Annotated in this window: 19 protein-coding genes; 7 read left to right on the plus strand and 12 right to left on the minus strand. The window is 61.4% G+C overall.

Annotated elements, in window-relative coordinates; all coding sequences use genetic code 11:
- Positions 1–6 precede the first annotated feature (6 nt).
- Positions 7–1,407 (minus strand): class II fumarate hydratase, encoded by a 1,401-nt coding sequence (locus HMPREF3101_RS00565; RefSeq protein ID WP_070461952.1) that lies wholly within the window; start codon positions 1,405–1,407, stop codon positions 7–9.
- A gap of 113 nt (positions 1,408–1,520) precedes the next feature.
- On the opposite strand from HMPREF3101_RS00565, the gene HMPREF3101_RS00570 reads away from it, so the two are divergent.
- The gene (locus HMPREF3101_RS00570; protein WP_070461953.1) at positions 1,521–2,222 is read left to right on the plus strand and encodes a CPBP family intramembrane glutamic endopeptidase; all 702 of its coding nucleotides are present in this window, start codon (positions 1,521–1,523) and stop codon (positions 2,220–2,222) included.
- Between the two features lie 19 nt (positions 2,223–2,241).
- Here HMPREF3101_RS00570 and glpX read toward each other — a convergent pair whose 3' ends face one another.
- Positions 2,242–3,255, minus strand: coding sequence for a class II fructose-bisphosphatase (gene glpX, locus HMPREF3101_RS00575; protein WP_070461955.1), 1,014 nt, complete (start codon positions 3,253–3,255; stop codon positions 2,242–2,244).
- 144 nt (positions 3,256–3,399) lie between these two features.
- Here glpX and HMPREF3101_RS00580 point away from each other — a divergent pair, with 144 nt between their 5' ends.
- On the plus strand, positions 3,400–3,966 hold the full coding sequence (locus HMPREF3101_RS00580; protein WP_083279064.1) for a DUF4245 domain-containing protein: 567 nt from the start codon (positions 3,400–3,402) through the stop codon (positions 3,964–3,966).
- 6 nt (positions 3,967–3,972) lie between these two features.
- Here the strand turns inward: HMPREF3101_RS00580 and HMPREF3101_RS00585 are convergent, their stop codons facing one another.
- Complete coding sequence (locus HMPREF3101_RS00585; RefSeq protein WP_070461958.1) at positions 3,973–4,224, minus strand: exodeoxyribonuclease VII small subunit; 252 nt, start codon at positions 4,222–4,224, stop codon at positions 3,973–3,975.
- A gap of 49 nt (positions 4,225–4,273) precedes the next feature.
- A complete protein-coding gene (xseA, locus tag HMPREF3101_RS00590; RefSeq protein WP_070461960.1) occupies positions 4,274–5,533 on the minus strand; it encodes an exodeoxyribonuclease VII large subunit in 1,260 nt (419 codons plus the stop codon).
- A 109-nt stretch (positions 5,534–5,642) separates the two neighbouring features.
- Here xseA and HMPREF3101_RS00595 point away from each other — a divergent pair, with 109 nt between their 5' ends.
- Positions 5,643–6,593 carry a 4-hydroxy-3-methylbut-2-enyl diphosphate reductase gene (locus HMPREF3101_RS00595; protein WP_070461962.1) on the plus strand — a complete coding sequence of 317 codons (951 nt, stop codon included), beginning with the start codon at positions 5,643–5,645 and terminating at the stop codon, positions 6,591–6,593.
- Here the strand turns inward: HMPREF3101_RS00595 and HMPREF3101_RS00600 are convergent.
- Both HMPREF3101_RS00600 and HMPREF3101_RS00605 read right to left on the minus strand, forming a co-directional pair.
- Positions 6,590–7,231 (minus strand): DUF6542 domain-containing protein, encoded by a 642-nt coding sequence (locus HMPREF3101_RS00600; RefSeq protein WP_070461964.1) that lies wholly within the window; start codon positions 7,229–7,231, stop codon positions 6,590–6,592. The two genes, HMPREF3101_RS00595 and HMPREF3101_RS00600, sit on opposite strands and share 4 nt — an antisense overlap.
- An 11-nt stretch (positions 7,232–7,242) precedes the next feature.
- Entirely contained in the window at positions 7,243–8,643 is a 1,401-nt protein-coding gene (locus HMPREF3101_RS00605) for an AI-2E family transporter (protein WP_070461966.1), read from the minus strand.
- A gap of 65 nt (positions 8,644–8,708) precedes the next feature.
- On the opposite strand from HMPREF3101_RS00605, the gene ychF reads away from it, so the two are divergent.
- The 3 genes from ychF (at position 8,709) to HMPREF3101_RS00625 (ending at position 11,152) form a co-directional block, all read left to right on the plus strand.
- Positions 8,709–9,812 (plus strand): redox-regulated ATPase YchF, encoded by a 1,104-nt coding sequence (gene ychF / locus HMPREF3101_RS00610; protein ID WP_070461968.1) that lies wholly within the window; start codon positions 8,709–8,711, stop codon positions 9,810–9,812.
- A gap of 763 nt (positions 9,813–10,575) precedes the next feature.
- Positions 10,576–10,857 carry a type II toxin-antitoxin system RelE/ParE family toxin gene (locus tag HMPREF3101_RS00620; RefSeq protein WP_005290974.1) on the plus strand — a complete coding sequence of 94 codons (282 nt, stop codon included), beginning with the start codon at positions 10,576–10,578 and terminating at the stop codon, positions 10,855–10,857.
- A gap of 34 nt (positions 10,858–10,891) precedes the next feature.
- Positions 10,892–11,152, plus strand: a complete 261-nt coding sequence (locus tag HMPREF3101_RS00625) for a HigA family addiction module antitoxin (protein ID WP_070462086.1) — start codon at positions 10,892–10,894, stop codon at positions 11,150–11,152.
- 7 nt (positions 11,153–11,159) lie between these two features.
- Here the strand turns inward: HMPREF3101_RS00625 and arfB are convergent, their stop codons facing one another.
- The 4 genes from arfB to HMPREF3101_RS00645 are packed head-to-tail and all read right to left on the minus strand — an operon-like array spanning position 11,160 to position 12,570.
- The gene (arfB, locus tag HMPREF3101_RS00630) at positions 11,160–11,603 is read right to left on the minus strand and encodes an alternative ribosome rescue aminoacyl-tRNA hydrolase ArfB (RefSeq protein ID WP_070461970.1); all 444 of its coding nucleotides are present in this window, start codon (positions 11,601–11,603) and stop codon (positions 11,160–11,162) included.
- A gap of 19 nt (positions 11,604–11,622) precedes the next feature.
- Positions 11,623–11,883: a hypothetical protein gene (locus HMPREF3101_RS00635; RefSeq protein WP_246816580.1), complete on the minus strand. Its 261-nt coding sequence runs from the start codon at positions 11,881–11,883 to the stop codon at positions 11,623–11,625.
- 45 nt (positions 11,884–11,928) lie between these two features.
- Positions 11,929–12,279 (minus strand): VOC family protein, encoded by a 351-nt coding sequence (locus HMPREF3101_RS00640; RefSeq protein ID WP_070461972.1) that lies wholly within the window; start codon positions 12,277–12,279, stop codon positions 11,929–11,931.
- 45 nt (positions 12,280–12,324) lie between these two features.
- Positions 12,325–12,570: a ribbon-helix-helix domain-containing protein gene (locus tag HMPREF3101_RS00645; RefSeq protein WP_070461974.1), complete on the minus strand. Its 246-nt coding sequence runs from the start codon at positions 12,568–12,570 to the stop codon at positions 12,325–12,327.
- A gap of 198 nt (positions 12,571–12,768) precedes the next feature.
- On the opposite strand from HMPREF3101_RS00645, the gene HMPREF3101_RS00650 reads away from it, so the two are divergent.
- On the plus strand, positions 12,769–13,764 hold the full coding sequence (locus HMPREF3101_RS00650; protein ID WP_070461977.1) for an NAD(P)-binding domain-containing protein: 996 nt from the start codon (positions 12,769–12,771) through the stop codon (positions 13,762–13,764).
- A 22-nt stretch (positions 13,765–13,786) separates the two neighbouring features.
- On the opposite strand, the gene HMPREF3101_RS00655 is transcribed toward HMPREF3101_RS00650, so the two are convergent.
- Both HMPREF3101_RS00655 and HMPREF3101_RS00660 read right to left on the minus strand, forming a co-directional pair.
- Complete coding sequence (locus HMPREF3101_RS00655; protein ID WP_070461979.1) at positions 13,787–15,679, minus strand: heavy metal translocating P-type ATPase; 1,893 nt, start codon at positions 15,677–15,679, stop codon at positions 13,787–13,789.
- Complete coding sequence (locus HMPREF3101_RS00660) at positions 15,676–16,035, minus strand: Cd(II)/Pb(II)-sensing metalloregulatory transcriptional regulator CmtR (protein ID WP_070461981.1); 360 nt, start codon at positions 16,033–16,035, stop codon at positions 15,676–15,678. Before HMPREF3101_RS00660 ends, HMPREF3101_RS00655 begins: the two co-directional genes overlap by 4 nt.
- Positions 16,036–16,077: the final 42 nt, after the last annotated feature.

Consider the following 16,077-nt stretch of genomic DNA (forward strand, 5'->3'; position numbering starts at 1 on the left):
CTATCACTAGTTGCGGTCAGTGTTAGCCATAGACAGCACGTTGAGGCGCTTGTCCAGCTCCTCCTCAGTGAGCTTCTCGCCGTCTACAAAGCCAAGGTCGATGGTGGCCTGGCGGATGGTGATGCCCTCCTTGACCGCGTGCTTAGCAATCTTCGCAGCGTTTTCGTAACCAATCGCGGAGTTCAGCGGGGTCACGATAGACGGGGAAGACTCGGCGAGTTCGCGCATGTGCTCGACGTTCGGCTCGATGCCGTCCACAAGCCTGGTAGCAAACTGGCGTGCCGTGTTTGCCAGCAGGCGGGAGGACTCCAGCACGTTGCGAGCCATCATCGGGATGAACACGTTGAGCTCAAACTGACCCTGGGTGCCGCCGAAGGCAACAGCAGCGTCGTTACCAATGACCTGTGCGGAGACCTGCGTTGCGGTCTCGCACAGCACCGGGTTGACCTTGCCCGGCATGATGGAGGAGCCTGGCTGCAGATCCGGCAGGTGGATCTCAGCGAAACCAGCCAGCGGGCCGGAGCCCATCAGGCGGATGTCGTTGGCGATCTTGTAGAAGGAGACCGCCACGGAACGCATCGCGCCGGAGAACTCCACCAGCGCGTCACGGTTAGCCTGCGCCTCGAAGTGGTTCTTCGCCTCAGAGAGCTGCTCGACCCCGGTGAGCTTCACAAGCTCCTCAGTAACCTTGCCGCCGAATTCAGCCGGGGTGTTGATGCCGGTGCCCACAGCGGTGCCGCCGATAGCCAGCTCACCCAGGCGGTGCAGGGTCGCCTCAACACGCTCGATGCCCAGCTCGATCTGGCGTGCATAGCCAGAGAACTCCTGACCCAAGGTGACCGGGGTGGCATCCATCAAGTGGGTGCGGCCCGACTTCACAACCTCGTGCCACTCCTTGGCCTTCTTATCCAGGGACTCGTGCAGCACCTTCAGGCCCGGGATGAGGTCATTGACCGCCGTCTCGGTAGCAGCCACGTGGGTTGCCGTTGGGAAGGTGTCGTTCGAAGACTGGCCCATGTTCACGTGGTCATTCGGGTGTACCTCAACGCCATTGGCCTTCGCAATGGACGCGATGACCTCGTTGGTATTCATGTTCGAGGAGGTACCGGAACCGGTCTGGAACACATCGATCGGGAACTGGTCGTTGTGCTTGCCGTCCGCAATTTCCTTCGCAGCAGCGATAATTGCATCAGCCTTCTCAGCGTCCAGCTTGCCCAGATCCTTGTTCACCTGAGCACACGCAGCCTTCAACAGGCCAAGAGCGCGAATCTGCTGAGCCTCCAAGCCGCGGCCGGAGATAGGGAAGTTCTCCACAGCACGCTGGGTCTGTGCACGCCAGAGAGCGTCGACGGGCACCTTGACCTCGCCCATCGTGTCATGTTCGATGCGGTATTCCTGATCAGCCATGATTGTCCTTTACTTCATTCCCATGCACGTCGTGCACGTGCACTTGCGTTATCGTGCACTCGTGCCTGTCCACTGATCGATTATGCCCCAGATAACAAAAATGAGGTGCTGTAATGACTGAAAGCCGTGCGCAAAAGGCCCCCGCATTGAGGGATGCACTGGTGGCGGCGGCGGCCCTGACGTCCATGTACGCACTTTTTATCGGTCAAGGGCTGCTTCTGGTGCGTTTGGGCTTGCCACGATCGACGGCAGCAGCGCTGATACCGGTCATGCTTCTGGTGGCCATGGCTGCGCCCATGTACCTGCTTTTCCGCTACATGCGGGGCAGCGGGCCTGGGCTCGGGTTTACGCGTTTGGGGCACCGGGGTTGGCACCTTCTGTGGCAGACGCCGGCGGTGGTGGTTGCTGCGGCGACTTCCAGCGCAATCATCGGCACGCTTATAGGGCTTGCACCCGATAAAGAATCGGCCACAAACGTGCTGGCTTCGGATGCGAAACAGGCCGCCCCCGTCCTGCTGCTCTTAATTGCCTACCTGCTGGTAGGGCCGGTGATTGAAGAGGTGGTGTTCCGTCGCGTACTCATGGGCTATTTTGACAGCCTGATGCCGGCGGCAGCAAGCGTGCTGCTCACCTCTGCCCTCTTCAGCGCCGCGCACATTGCGCCGCCAGCAATCCTCTACACTTTTTTCCTGGGCATCGGACTAGCGCTGGTGGCGCGGTTCCACGGCAACATCACTGCCAGCTTCATTGTGCACGCGGCCAACAATCTGCTGGCCAGTGCAGCGACGTTCGCAGCGTTTGTCGCGCTGCTGTGAGTGGGCCTACTGCTACGGCCTACTGCTTCGGCTCGGAGTAATCCACCACGGAGTACTCCTGCAGCTTGGCCAGCTGGTGCAGGGACTCAACGTAGCGCACGGTGCCGGACTTCGAGCGCATGACCAGCGAACGCGTAGTCGCACCGTTTTTGCGGTAGGACACGCCGCGGAGCATGTCGCCGTTGGTCACGCCGGTGGCTGCGAAGTAGCAGTTGTCGGAAGTGACCAGGTCGTTGATGCCTAGCACGCGATCCAGGTCGTGGCCAGCAGCTAGGACGCGCTCGCGCTCTTCGTCGGACTGCGGTGCCAGCATGCCCTGGATCTCACCGCCCAGGCACTTCAGCGCGCATGCGGTGATGACGCCCTCAGGGGTGCCACCGATGCCCATTGCCATATCGATGGAGTTGGTGTCTTGTGCGGCAGCGATGGCGCCAGCCACGTCGCCGTCCATGATGTAGCGAACCTTGGCGCCAGCTGCGCGGATATCACGCACAAGCTGATCGTGGCGCGGGCGATCCAATACAACCACCGTCACCTCATGTGGGCGGATGCCCTTAGCCTTCGCAACCACCTCAATGTTGTGGCTGATCGGGGCAGTGATGTCGATCTTGCCGGCAGCTTCCGGGCCGACGGCGATCTTGCTCATGTAGAACGCGTCCTGCGGGTTGAACATGGAGCCACGGTCGGCAGCGGCGATCACAGAGATGGCGTTCGGGCGGCCCTCTGCCATCAGGCGAGTGCCGTCAACCGGGTCCACGGCCAAGTCAACCGATGCGCCCAAGCCGTTGCCAACCTGCTCGCCGTTGTACAGCATTGGGGCTTCGTCCTTCTCGCCCTCGCCAATAACAATGACGCCGTCCATGTTCACGGAGTTGATCATCTTGCGCATCGCGTCTACCGCGGCGCCGTCGCCTTCGTTCTTCTTGCCGCGTCCCACCCAGCGGCCGGAAGCCAAAGCGGCCGCCTCCGTCACGCGAACCAGTTCCATTGCAAGGTTGCGGTCCGGGAAGTATTCGTTGGGTGATTCAGTCATCGAGGCCAGCCTCCTCAAGGCGATAAAGCAAAGACAAATTAGTGGACTCTTCTATTCTGGCACTAAATGCTTCATGGAACCTGAGCTTTCACACCCTAAAAAGGGGATTCGAGGCCAAAGCGGGAACGTGCCATACTGTTGCGCGTGGCCAACAAAGGAAAACCCCGCGTCTTTCAAGACGGTCGGGACATGCTCATCAACGTCGTTGTCATCGTCGTCCTCATGCTCGTGGGGGTAGGCGCGACAGGACTGTGCACCTACAATCCGGGCACGCCGAAAAATGGCCCGGTGCAGGAAGTTGATGCTGAAACGTTCCTTGGCATGGAGGCTCGCGCCACGAACTTCCCGGTTCGTTTCCCGCACGCTCCGGAAGGCTGGGTGACTAATTCCGCGCGCCGCACCATGATCGACGGCCAACCGGCGCCCGTGGTGGGCTGGGTGACCAAGGACGGCGGTTTCCTGCAGCTCACACAAACCGGTGCCGACCTTGACACGGCCGTTGCATCAGTGGACGGCAAGCTACGCCCGGAGGAGCGCACCGAGCAGGTTGATGGGCACGAGGTGCGCATCTTGCTTAGCGACGATGCCGATACCCGCCCCATCTGGGCCCTCGACGCCGGCGACGCGCGCTTCATTCTCACCGGCGCCGGCACGGACGCCGAGTTCACCGAGCTTTTGCGCGCCGCATTGCAGGCGCAGCCGCTGCAGTAGTTATTTCTATTCTTCCTCGCGGCTGCCGATGGCAGCCTCGACACGCTCGGAGGCGTTGTGTAGAAGGACCTCGCAACGCTTCGCCAGTGCTTCGCCGCGCTCCCAGTACTTCAGGGACTCATCCAGGCTCATCTGACCCAGCTCCAGGATTTTTACCGTTTCCACAAGCTCGGCACGTGCTTGCTCGTAGCTTAAGGTCTGCGGGTCCGGAAACGCATTGTCGCCAGCCTGGCCTGCGCCGAAAGTGTTCTCTGCCATTGTCTTTATCCTTTGCTGTCTGAGATTTAGTGTTTTAGTTGGGTTTTGTCTAGTCGGCTTGGGTGACACCCATAGCCGCTGCGGTAATGGATCCGTCGCCGACGCGGATGCGCAGCTGGGAGCCTGGAGGGGACTGCTCGATGGAGGTCACAACTTCGGGCCCGGAGCCGTCGCGCGGCAGCATTTGGACCACCGAGTAGCCACGCGCCAGGGTGGCCGAAGGCCCAAGCGCCGAGACCTGGGCCCGCAACGCGGAAACCACCGACGTTTGTTGCTGCACAAAATAGGTGATCTCCCGGCGCATCCGCTGCACATCGCGGGCGACCTCTTCCTGGCGCTGGCTGATTGCGACCATCGGGTTTGCCAGCGCGGGACGGGAGCGCACGTTGGCCAGCCCTTGGCGCTCACGCTCCACCCAGGCGCGCAGTGCGGCAGCGCTACGGGCACGAGCTTCTGCAACCAAGGCAAGCTCTTCTTCCATGCTGGGAACGACGCGCTTTGCTGCGTCCGTAGGTGTGGCGGCACGCAGGTCAGCAACATTGTCCAACACTGGGTTGTCAGGCTCGTGGCCGATAGCGGAGACCACCGGGGTACGCGCAGCTGCGACGGCGCGCTGCAACGCCTCCTCAGAAAACGGCAACAAGTCCTCGACAGAGCCGCCACCGCGGGCGATGATGATCACGTCCACCTCCGGGTCGGCGTCGAGACGCTCCAGTGCGGCGATAACCTCAGGTACGGTGCGCGGGCCCTGAACAGCGGTGTTGATCACTTCGAAACGCACCGCCGGCCAACGATCCTGCGCCACAGAAAGTACGTCGCGCTCCGCGGCGGACCCGCGGCCGGTGATCAACCCCACCTTGTTCGGCAGGTAGGGCAGGCGGCGCTTGTGCTGCGGATCAAAGAGGCCCTCAGCCGCCAGGCGGTGGCGCAGCTGCTCGATGCGCGCCAACAACTCACCCACGCCCACGTGCCTAATCTCCGTGACCTTCATGGAGAAGGAGCCCCGCTGCGTGAAGAAGTTTGGTTTGCCGTGGATGATGACATGGTCGCCGTCGTTAAGCGGGGTGCTCATGCTGCTCAACAACCTGGTGTCAGCGATGAGCTCCACCGATGCCTCAGCCTGCGTATCGCGCAATGTGAGGTAGGAATAGCTCCAGTTGGGCTTGGTCTTTACCTGGGTGAGCTGGCCTTCGACCCAAAGGTAGCCCAGGCGCTCAATCCAGCCCTTGACGCTGGTGTTGAGTTTGGAGACGCTCCACGGCGTCTCCGCAGTACTTTTTGGCGCTTGCGCCCCATGTGGCTCTGCCACGAGAAAACCTCCAATTCCGCCCCGCAGGGGCCAATCCGCTCCTTAGGCACCACAAGCGTACGCGGTAGTCCTCTATGTAATTAGACGTAGCTTGGGTAGGGTCGGTTCCATGTCGGATGAGGGAAAAAATATTCTTCTCGCTTCCCCGCGCGGATACTGCGCTGGCGTAGACCGGGCGGTGGAAACCGTTGAGAAGGCACTTGAAAAGTATGGCGATCCTGTTTATGTGCGTAAAGAGATCGTGCACAACAAGTATGTGGTGAAGACGCTCGAGGAGCGCGGCGCCGTGTTCGTGGAAGAAACCGACGAAGTGCCCGAGGGTGCCCACGTGGTGTTCTCAGCACACGGTGTGTCGCCCGTGGTGCGTGAATCCGCGCTGCAGCGCAACCTGTTGGCCATCGACGCATCCTGCCCGCTGGTGACCAAGGTGCACAACGAGGCGAAGCGTTTCGCTCGCGACGGCTACCAGATCCTGCTGGTGGGACACGAAGGCCACGAGGAAGTGGAAGGCACCGCCGGAGAGGCTCCGGAAGTTACCCACCTCGTGGACGGGATCGAGGGCGTTGAGGCGCTGCCAGACTTTCCGGAGGACCAGCCGCTGGTGTGGCTGTCTCAAACCACGCTGAGTGTGGACGAGACGCTGGAGATCGTAGAAAAGCTCAAAGCGCGCTTCCCACACCTGGAGGACCCGCCGAGCGATGACATTTGCTACGCCACCCAGAACCGCCAGGCTGCGGTGAAGAACATCGCGCCGCGCTGTGAACTGGTAATTGTCGTGGGTTCGCAAAACTCCTCCAACTCCAAGCGCCTGGTGGAGGTTGCGCTGGAGGCAGGTGCGAAGGCGTCCTATCTGGTGGATTACGCCCACCAGATCGATGATGCGTGGCTGGAAGGCGTGGACACAGTCGGTCTGACCTCGGGCGCATCGGTGCCGGAGATCCTGGTCCAAGAAGTGGTTTCCCACCTGGGTGAGCGCGGCTTTACAAACGCCGAAGAGGTCACCACCACGGTGGAGACCATCACGTTCGCGTTGCCGCGTGACCTGCGGGTGCGAAGCTAGTTCGAGTACAGGTCATCTCCCAGGCGGCTTGAAAGCCGCCTGCTGGTAGAGCTGCCGGTAGCGCCACCGGTAGAGCGGTTTGCGGAACGTTCCCGCTTGAGCAACTCATCCACTGACACCGTGCGCTGCCTGCCGGTGGCGCGCTCGCGTGCACGCCGGCCCTGGGTGGTGGTCTTGCGGTTGCTTGCCGCAGCCTGGATGCGCTGGCGTGTCTCGGTGCGCGCAAGCGCCCGGTTTTGACGCCTGATCAGTTGCACGCGACTCCACCCAAGTACGGCGGCAATCACGGTTAATGTGGCAAGCCAGGGAAAGAGCTGCACCAGCGGATAAACCACAAGCAGTTGCGCCGCGCGTGACGACGCCCCGCCGGCCGACAACTGATCACCAGCGCCGAGCACGCCAATCGCGGTAGCCGCGGCAGCAAAAAGCAGTGGGGCAGTGGCAACGGTCAAGAAAATCCCGCGCGGGTTCACCAGCAATGTGGTGGCAATGAGTGAGAGCGCGAAGAAGATTCCGCACGGCCACAGCGCGCCGCCTGAGAATACGGACACAGCCACCGCCGTCAGCAGCGCGGCAAAGTTGATGCCGATAGCGGAGCCGGTGGGCAGGCCAACGAATTCTTTCGACGCGTAAGACACGGTTGTTCAGTCTAGCGGTTACGTTTCACGCCAAGGCGACGAAGCTTCGCACTTTGCTCACGAAGCTTTTTCAGGCTCGGGTTCAAACCCTTGTTAACTCCAGTGTTAACTCCAGGTGTTTTTGAGGCATGCTCGGCGGGTTGGGGTACTTCATCTATGATCGGCGCGGCTGACCAATCCCTTTTCTGATGCCACTCTTGGCGCTCGTGAGCAGATTCTTCCTCAGCGATCTTTGCAATAACCGCGCCCTCCGAGGTGTAAAAATCCAATTCATCTGCGGTGCGCTCGCCGGAGTGGATTCGAAGCATATCCAGTACGTAGCGGTATGCGACAGCAATCATCGCCGCCACCGGCACAGCAAGGAAGGCGCCGACCAGGCCGAAGAGGCCGCCGCCCACGGTGACTGAAATCAACACGATCACCGGGTGCAGGTTCATAGCGCGCGACTGCAGCATGGGGGAGAGGATGTTGCCCTCCAACTGCTGCACCACGATCACAATCGCCAGCACGATCAGTGCCTTAGTAAAACCAAGTGAGACCAGCGCCACCAACACAGCAAGGGTGCCTGCCACCACCGCGCCAACGATCGGGATGAAGCCCGCGACAAACGTGATCACAGACAAGGTGAACGCCATTGGCACTTGCAGAAGGGCGATGCCGAGGCCGATAAACGTGGCGTCGATAAGAGAAACGATCGCTTGGGCACGAATGAAACCTGAAAGGGTGATCCAAGCTCGGGTGAGGAGTTCCGTGGCGTGCAGGCCGCTGCGGCCGCCGGTGGCGGAGCGGAGCCAGGGAAGGAAACGGTGGCCGTCTTTAAGGAAGAAGAAGGTCAACACGATGATCACCATGAGCGTGACCGCCAGGCCGGCCGCCGAGCTGATACCGGAGAACACGCCGCCCGCGATCGCACCCGCCTGGTTTTGTACCCAGTGGGCGATGTCGTTGGCGGCTTCGTTGATCTTCTCCGGGTCAACGTTGAGCGGCGGGCCCTGCAGCCACAGCTGGAGGCGCTGCACGCCCTCAAACGCTTGGAGATACAGCACCCGGGAGTGGTTGACTATATCTGGGGCGATGAGGCTAAAAATGGCGCCAACCAGGCCAATGAAACCCAGCATGGTCAGGATGGCTGCCAGGCCAGCGGGCACCTTATGGCGCCGCAGCCACGTAGCAATCGGCGCCAGCACGGTGCAGATGATCAGCGCCAAAATCACTGGCAGTATGCCGGCCCAGAACGTGCCGATCATCTTGCCCAGGGCAAACAGGAACACCGCGATGACAATCAGCCGAATGGTGAGCATGGCGGTGTTTTTTAGCCATTGGTTCATCACCACGCCGCGGTCAACACGGTTGTGAGTGTTGGTTTCGGCGGTCTCGCCGGTGGTGTTCGTGGTGTCGGTGCTCGTGCTCACGAGACCTATTGTGCCCGATGGGGCTTCTGGGTGTTGCGGGTGGGAGTGGGCTAGGATAGCGCAGCGTGAGCCTTACTCTTGGAATTGTCGGTTTGCCCAACGTTGGCAAGTCCACACTGTTTAATGCACTGACTCGTAACGACGTCTTGGCGGCGAACTACCCCTTCGCCACGATCGAGCCGAACGTGGGCTTGGTTGAGCTGCCGGACCCGCGTCTGAAGCGCTTGGCCGAGATCTTCAAGTCTGAGCGCATTTTGCCTGCAACGGTGTCGTTTGTAGACATCGCCGGCATTGTCAAGGGTGCGTCTGAGGGCGAAGGCATGGGCAACGCGTTTTTGGCCAACATCCGTGAGGCCGACGCGATCTGCCAGGTGGTGCGCGCGTTTAGCGACGAGAACGTTATCCACGTTGACGGCAACGCCGACCCCGCAAGTGACATCTCCGTGATCAACACCGAGCTGATCCTGGCGGACTTGCAGACCATTGAGAAGGCCCTGCCGCGCCTGGAGAAGGAAGCGCGTAAGGACAAAGACGTTGCAGCGCAGGTGGAGGAAGCCAAGAAGGCGCAGGCCATTCTTGAGGACGATCGCACGCTCTTCGCCGCCGCCAAGAGCGGGGAAGTAGACCTTGGTCTTCTACACCACCTGCACCTGATGACGGCGAAACCGTTCCTCTACGTGTTCAACTCCGATGAGGCGGTGCTCACGGATGAGGACCGCAAGCAGGAGCTGCGCGACCTGGTCGCACCCGCCGAGGCTGTGTTCCTGGACGCGCAGACGGAGACGGAGCTTCTCGAGCTTGACGACGAAGATGCCGCCGAACTCCTCGCAGCCGTCGGCCAAGACGAGCCAGGTTTGCAGACGCTGGCCAAGGCCGGCTTTGACACCCTTGGCCTGCAGACCTACCTGACGGCGGGGCCGAAGGAGGCACGCGCCTGGACCATCCGCAAGGGCGACACCGCGCCGAAGGCCGCAGGCGTAATCCACACCGACTTTGAGAAGGGCTTCATCAAGGCCGAGATCGTCGGCTTTGAAGACCTGGATGAGTTGGGCTCTATGGCCGAGGCCCGTGCCGCCGGCAAGGTCCGCCAGGAGGGCAAGGACTACGTCATGGTCGACGGCGACGTCGTCGAGTTCAAGACAGGATTAACCTCTGGGGCGAAGAGATGAAGTGCGGTTCCTGCGGCCACCCGCTGGAGCCACAGAAGAAATTCTGCGGCGAGTGCGGCGCTCCCGCGCCTAGCGGGTCGGGCAACACTGCGAGTACTGGAGGCGGAGATGTCCACGGTGGCTTGTACCAAGCGGGGCGCGATGTAGTGGTTAATCCGCCGCCGGAAGCTCCACCGGTGGCAACATACGAGGCTGTCCCGAAATGGCGGAGCCCCTTCACTCAGGGGCTACTTTCCTGGGCAGGAGTGATCATCGGATTAATGAGCTTGTTCCCACTCTGGAAGCTTCTTCAGCCGGTTCTAGGACTGTTCACTTCAGAGCCCGAGGGTGATCCGGGCAGTCCCAACATCGCGTGGTTGGTCGCCTTTCTGGTTCTGGTTCTGGTTCTGGTTCTGATCTTTTACCTCCGCTATTTGACTAAGGGCCAGCTGCGCGTACCATTGAAGTTTGGGTGGGCGGTGAGCGGTTCAGGTCGTCGTATAACGATTGAGAAAATCCGCGCGGGAAAGTGTCCTCTGTGTGGTGGCAAGATGCGGTATTACAACAAGCCGACAAAGTGGATTGATCACATTTATGCGAATGGGCGCAAACGACGCGAGGTGACAGAGCGTCTCCCTGTGCTTGAGTGCACGCGGAACCCGCGTCATTGGGTAGAGGTCGATCCAGCTGAGGAGGCAGAGTCATGAGCAGTGACGACGTGGTGGAGTTCAAATTTAACGTGTAGCGTTATTGACGCTTCGCGTTATGGGGGATAGGGTGAAGCATGATCCAGTCGTTCGCTGACAAGGACACTGAGCGTCTGTGGAATCGAGAGCGGGTTCGCTCGATCGATTCCCGCATTCACTCAGTAGCGCTGCGCAAGCTTCGCCAGCTTGGGTACGCGCAGACTCTTGATGAGTTACGGATTCCCCCGGGAAACCGGCTCGAGGCGTTGAAAGGTGATCGGCGGGGTCAGTTCAGCATTCGAATCAACGACCAGTGGCGGATCTGTTTTCGGTGGTCCGCCGCGGGGCCAGAGGAGGTTGAGATCGTTGACTACCACTGACAAGCTCCCTCCGGTTCACCCCGGTGAGATCCTCATGGAGGACTTTCTCAAAGAAATGGGGATCACCCAGCACAAGCTCGCCGTCTCCATCGGCGTTCCGCCCCGCCGGATCAACGAAATTGTTCACGGTAAGCGCGCTGTAACCGCTGACACGGCCCTTCGTCTAGCGAAGTTTTTCGAGATGAGCCCCCAGTTCTGGCTCGGGTTGCAGACCCAGTACGACCTGGATGTGGCAGAAGACAAAATCCTCGCCGAGATCGAGAGGATTCAACCGGTCCAAGCTGCTTCGGCGTAGGCCGCACCTAGGGAATTTGGGGCCGTTGCCTCATCGCTTTCAGCTCCGAGCGCCGCTTCTTTGCTTCGAGTCGGCGCCGCACCGAGCCCCTCGTCGGCTTCGTTTTGCGCCGCGGGGGAGGGGGCGGAGCTAGGGCCTCGCGCAACAGGGCGGCCATGCGTTCGCGTGCCTCAGCTCGGTTGCGCACCTGCGACCGCTGGGTCGACGCAGACACGGTGAGGACGGAGCCGTCCAAGCGGTGCTCGAGGTTGCGCAAGATGCGGCGGCGTTGGGCGTCGGTAAGCGATGCGCTTTCAGCGATATTGATGGAAAGCTGGACCTTGCTGTCGGTCGTGTTGACGCCCTGGCCGCCCGGACCCGACGACTTCGCGAACCGCTCCGTTAGGTCGGCAGCGGCGATGACTGCACCGTCGGGGATTCCCGGGCCGGGCGCGATGGTCAGGTCTTTCATGCAGCCCAGTCTAGGTGCCCTACGAGTCGTTCTTGTCTCGGCGGAAGCGGAGACCGCGTCGCGACGGACGGGGTTCAGCCTCAGAATTATTCTCGTCGTCGGTTGAGTCGAGTGCTTTTTGCTCTTCCTTCTCCCGTCGGGCTTCGATTTCAGCGGCCTTCGCAAGTAGCCGGTCGTCGTTCATGTCGCGAATTTTCTCGGTGGCTTTCTGCGCCTGATCCACCGCAGCCTGACGGGCGCGGTTCGCGACATTGACTGTGTCTCCCGCTAGCGACATCACAGATTGACGCCAGCCTTGGACCTAGAGACGCTCCGCGTAGTGTAGCTAGGCCCCGGGGTTACCCACGCAGAACTCGTTGCCTTCCGGGTCCTGCATGACAGTCCACACCAATCCCGGCGCCTCGTGGGTGGTGAGTTCGGTAGCGCCTAGGTCTTTGAGGCGTTCTATTAAAGTTTCGCGCTCCGCCCCGCCAACGTCGATGTGCATGCGGTTTTTCCCAGGTGTCGGATCCTTGACGCGCTGAAATCCCAGCGCCGGGGTGGAATCAACCATCACAAAATCGCCGTAATCCGCGGCGATTTCGCAACCGGTTGCGGCGGACCAAAACTTGGCGAGCTTTGAGGGATCGTGGCAGTCGAAGGTGATCTGCCGGATCGTGAGATTGGCATCATTCATGGTCTCTATTATGAGGATGGGATCTGACGCTTGCTACGTCCATTTCTAAATAGCATTCTTTAGCGCTTCGCGGATTGCCTGAGAGCGTGACCATCCGTTTGCAGCCGCATACTCGTCGAGGTCCGATATCTCGCCGGGGGAAAGCCGAATGGAGATAACCTTCGCAGCATCTTCGTTTCGAGGTTTCCTTCCACGTCGACGAAGTGTCTCTACGTCGTAGCCTTTCTCGGCTTCGGTTACCCACGCATCGATTTGCTCTTCGCTGACTAGCTTCCCATTGATAGTTTTCATGCACGTAATCGTAATACGGAAAAGGGCTTGGCGGCTAGGGGCAGGTTATAGTCTTTCGACAATCCGTGGAGGTCAAGTTCAACGTGTAACGCGGCTGTTAGGGTGGAGGTTGTTGACTACTACTGACAAGCTCTCCCTGTTGGTGAATTCGCGGAGGCGCAAGTGGTCGGGCATGTGCCCGATGAGGTGAGAGGCGCCATGGAGCATCACACAGCCGTCGTCGTTGGTGGTGGCCAGTCCGGTCTAGCCACGGCATACTACCTGCGGCGCTACGAAGTGGACTTCTTGATCTTGGACAATCAAGAGGAACCCGGTGGAGCGTGGTTGCACACGTGGCCTTCACTGACACTTTTCTCCGCCGCGGAGTTTTCCAACCTGCCCGCCTGGCCTATGCCGCGGTACCCGGGGTATCCGCCGGCACGTCATGTCATCGAATATCTGGAAAGCTACGAACGACGCTACGATCTGCCGGTTCGGCGCCCAGTGCACGTGCGCAGCGTGTCCCACGAGAAAGGGATGTTCTACCTAGATACGAGCGCCGGTCAATTCACAGCGGACCACGTTGTCGCGGCCACCGGCACGTGGTCCGCGCCTTTTGTGCCCCACTATCCGGGCACCTTCCGTGGACGTCAGTGGCACTCGTCGACCTACCCCGGCCCCGAACCATTCCGCGGCGCGAAGGTCGCGGTGGTCGGCGGGGCGAACTCGGGTGCCCAGATCGCCGCGGACCTCATCGGGTCGTCGGAGGTCACATGGTTCACACGTGAGCAACCGCGCTGGATGCCTGATGATGTCGATGGCCGCGATCTCTTTCTCCGCAGCCGCCGCCGGATTCTCGGTGGCGATTCCGACCCGAACCTCGGGGACCTCGGGGACCTCGGCGACATTGTCGCGCTTCCTCATCTCCGTGAGCTCCGCGGTTCCGGCCAACTCACCGCTACCCCCGTCTTCGATAGTTTGAGCGAGCTCGACCACGACCATCTGATCTGGTGCACTGGTTTCCGTCCGGCCCTCGGTCCATTCCGCCACCTCATGCGTGGCCGCGAAGCCGCGGTGAAGAATCTGCATCTTGTCGGTTACGGCAACTGGACCGGTGACGGTTCGGCAACCCTGATGGGTGTCGGGCCCTTTGCCAAACACACTGCCCAGGTAGTCGCGGGCTGTGTCGATGAAGCACAGCACCACGAGTTTTGAAATGGCGTCAACGTAACTCGACTCAGCGCTTCGCTTGCGCAGCTCGCAGGCCGTTCAAAATCACGATGACTTCGGCGACCTCGTGAACCAACACGACGGCAGCCAGGCCCAGCACGCCGCTGATCGCCAGCGGCATCAACACGATGATGATGGCCAGAGACAGCACGATGTTTTGGTTGATGATCCTGCTGCCTCGGCGGGCGTGCTGCAGGGCCTGCGGGATCAGCCGGAGGTCGTGGCCGGTGAAGGCGACGTCAGCGGACTCGATTGCGGCGTCAGAGCCGGTTGCTCCCATCGCTATGCCCACCGTAGCGCTCGCCAGTGCCGGCGCGTCGTTGATGCCGTCGCCAATCATCGCCGTCGGCGTCTTGGAGGAGAGTTCGGCAACGATGCTTGCCTTATCCTCTGGACGAAGCTCGGCGCGCATGTCGTCGATTCCGGCGATTTCAGCCAGCGCCCGGGCGGTGCGAGTGTTGTCGCCGGTGAGCATGCTCACTTCCACGCCGTTGGCGTGCAGGGTCTGCACAGCTTCGGGCACCTCGGGACGCAGCTCGTCGCGGACCCCGATCGCCCCGGCGAGGGCGTCATCGACGGTAACAAGGACGCAGGTCTGACCCTCGGACTCCATGCGCTCAACGTCTGCCTTTAGTGGCCCGGCGTCGATCCACCGGGGGCTGCCAACCAGCACCCGTCGACCTTCGACGGTGCCGCCGATGCCATGACCGGCCTCCTCGCTGATGTCCGAGGCGGTGGGGGCTTTGGGGACCGCTGCCGCGATCGCCGCGGCGAGGGGGTGCGTCGATTGGTGCTCAACTGCCGCCGCGAAGGCGAGCACCTGCGCCCGATCGAATCCGTCTGCCGGGACCACGCCTGTAACCTCGGGCTGGTTGCGTGTAAGGGTTCCGGTCTTATCCACCGCCAGGTGACGGATGCCGCCGAGCCGCTCGAACGCCGCCCCGGACTTGATGACCACTCCGAACTGGCTGGCTGCGCCGATCGCGGCCACGACCGTCAGCGGCACGGAGATTGCCAGCGCGCACGGCGATGCTGCGACCAGGACCACCAACGCGCGGGTGATCCACGTCTCGGGGTCGCCCAGCAGCGAGCCGATCACGCCTACCAGCACCGCCAGGATCATCACGCCGGGCACTAAGGGTCGGGCAATCCGGTCGGCGATCCGGGCGCGGTCGCCCTTTTCCGCCTGCGCCTGCTCGACCAGGTCCACGAGTGTGGTCAGCGAGTTGTCCGTTCCAGCTGCGGTCGTCTCGACTTCCAGCACGCCGGCGGAGTTGATCGCTCCCGCGGGCACCTCGTCGCCGGGCGCAACCTCCTCCGGAATGGATTCTCCGGTGATCGCTGAGGTGTCAAGGCTGGAGCGTCCGGAACGAATGATGCCGTCCGTGGCGATCCGCTCTCCGGGGCGCACGAGCATCAGCTCGCCAACCACGAGGTCCTTCGCAGTGACCTCGACCGCAGTACCGTCGCGCAGCACCGTCGCGGTCTGCGGCACCAACTTCAACAGTGCCCGCAGTCCGCCCTGGGCCCGGTCCATCGCCTTGTCTTCCAGTGCCTCGGCGATCGAGTACAGGAACGCTAGCGCCGCGGCCTCTCCGACGTAACCGAGGATCACCGCGCCGACCGCGCTGATCGTCATCAGTAAACCAATGCCGAGCTTGCGCTTTGTGACGAGGTTCCGTATTGCGCCGGGCGCGAACGTATACGCCCCTAGCAGCAGGCCGATCCAGAACAGGACTGTCGCGGGTGTCTCTAGCCCGGACCAGTCCAGCGCCAGGCCTATACCGAGGGCTACGCCAGAGAAGATTGGCAGTAGCAACTCGGGGTCCTTCCACCATGGCCGATCGAGATCTTCGATCTCCGTGGCTGGTTCGTGCTCGCATCCACATGCTGAACTCATGCGTCCACTCCTTTTCCATCGCAGCCGGGCACCGAGCACTCAGGGTCGATGCACGGGGCGTTTTCGTCGACAGCCAACGTCGCGTTCACTAGTGCGTTGAGTGCTGTCGCAAGGTGCGGATCGGCGATTTCGTAACGTGTCTTGCGGCCCTCCGGCTCGGCGACGATGATGCCGCAGTCACGCAAGCAGGTCAGGTGGTTCGAAACGTTCGAGCGGGTCAGGTCCAGGTCGCGCGAAAGCACGGCCGGGTAGCTCGGGCCGTTAAGTAGGGTCAGCAGGATTCTGGAGCGCGTCGGATCTGCCATGGCCCGGCCGAGCCGGTTCATGACGTCGAGGCGTGAAGCAATGGTCAGCACGTATTGAATAGTACAGCAAATACTGTACTATTCAATACGTGC

The sequence above is a fragment of the Corynebacterium sp. HMSC29G08 genome, assembly GCF_001806875.1.
Lineage (GTDB): Bacteria > Actinomycetota > Actinomycetes > Mycobacteriales > Mycobacteriaceae > Corynebacterium.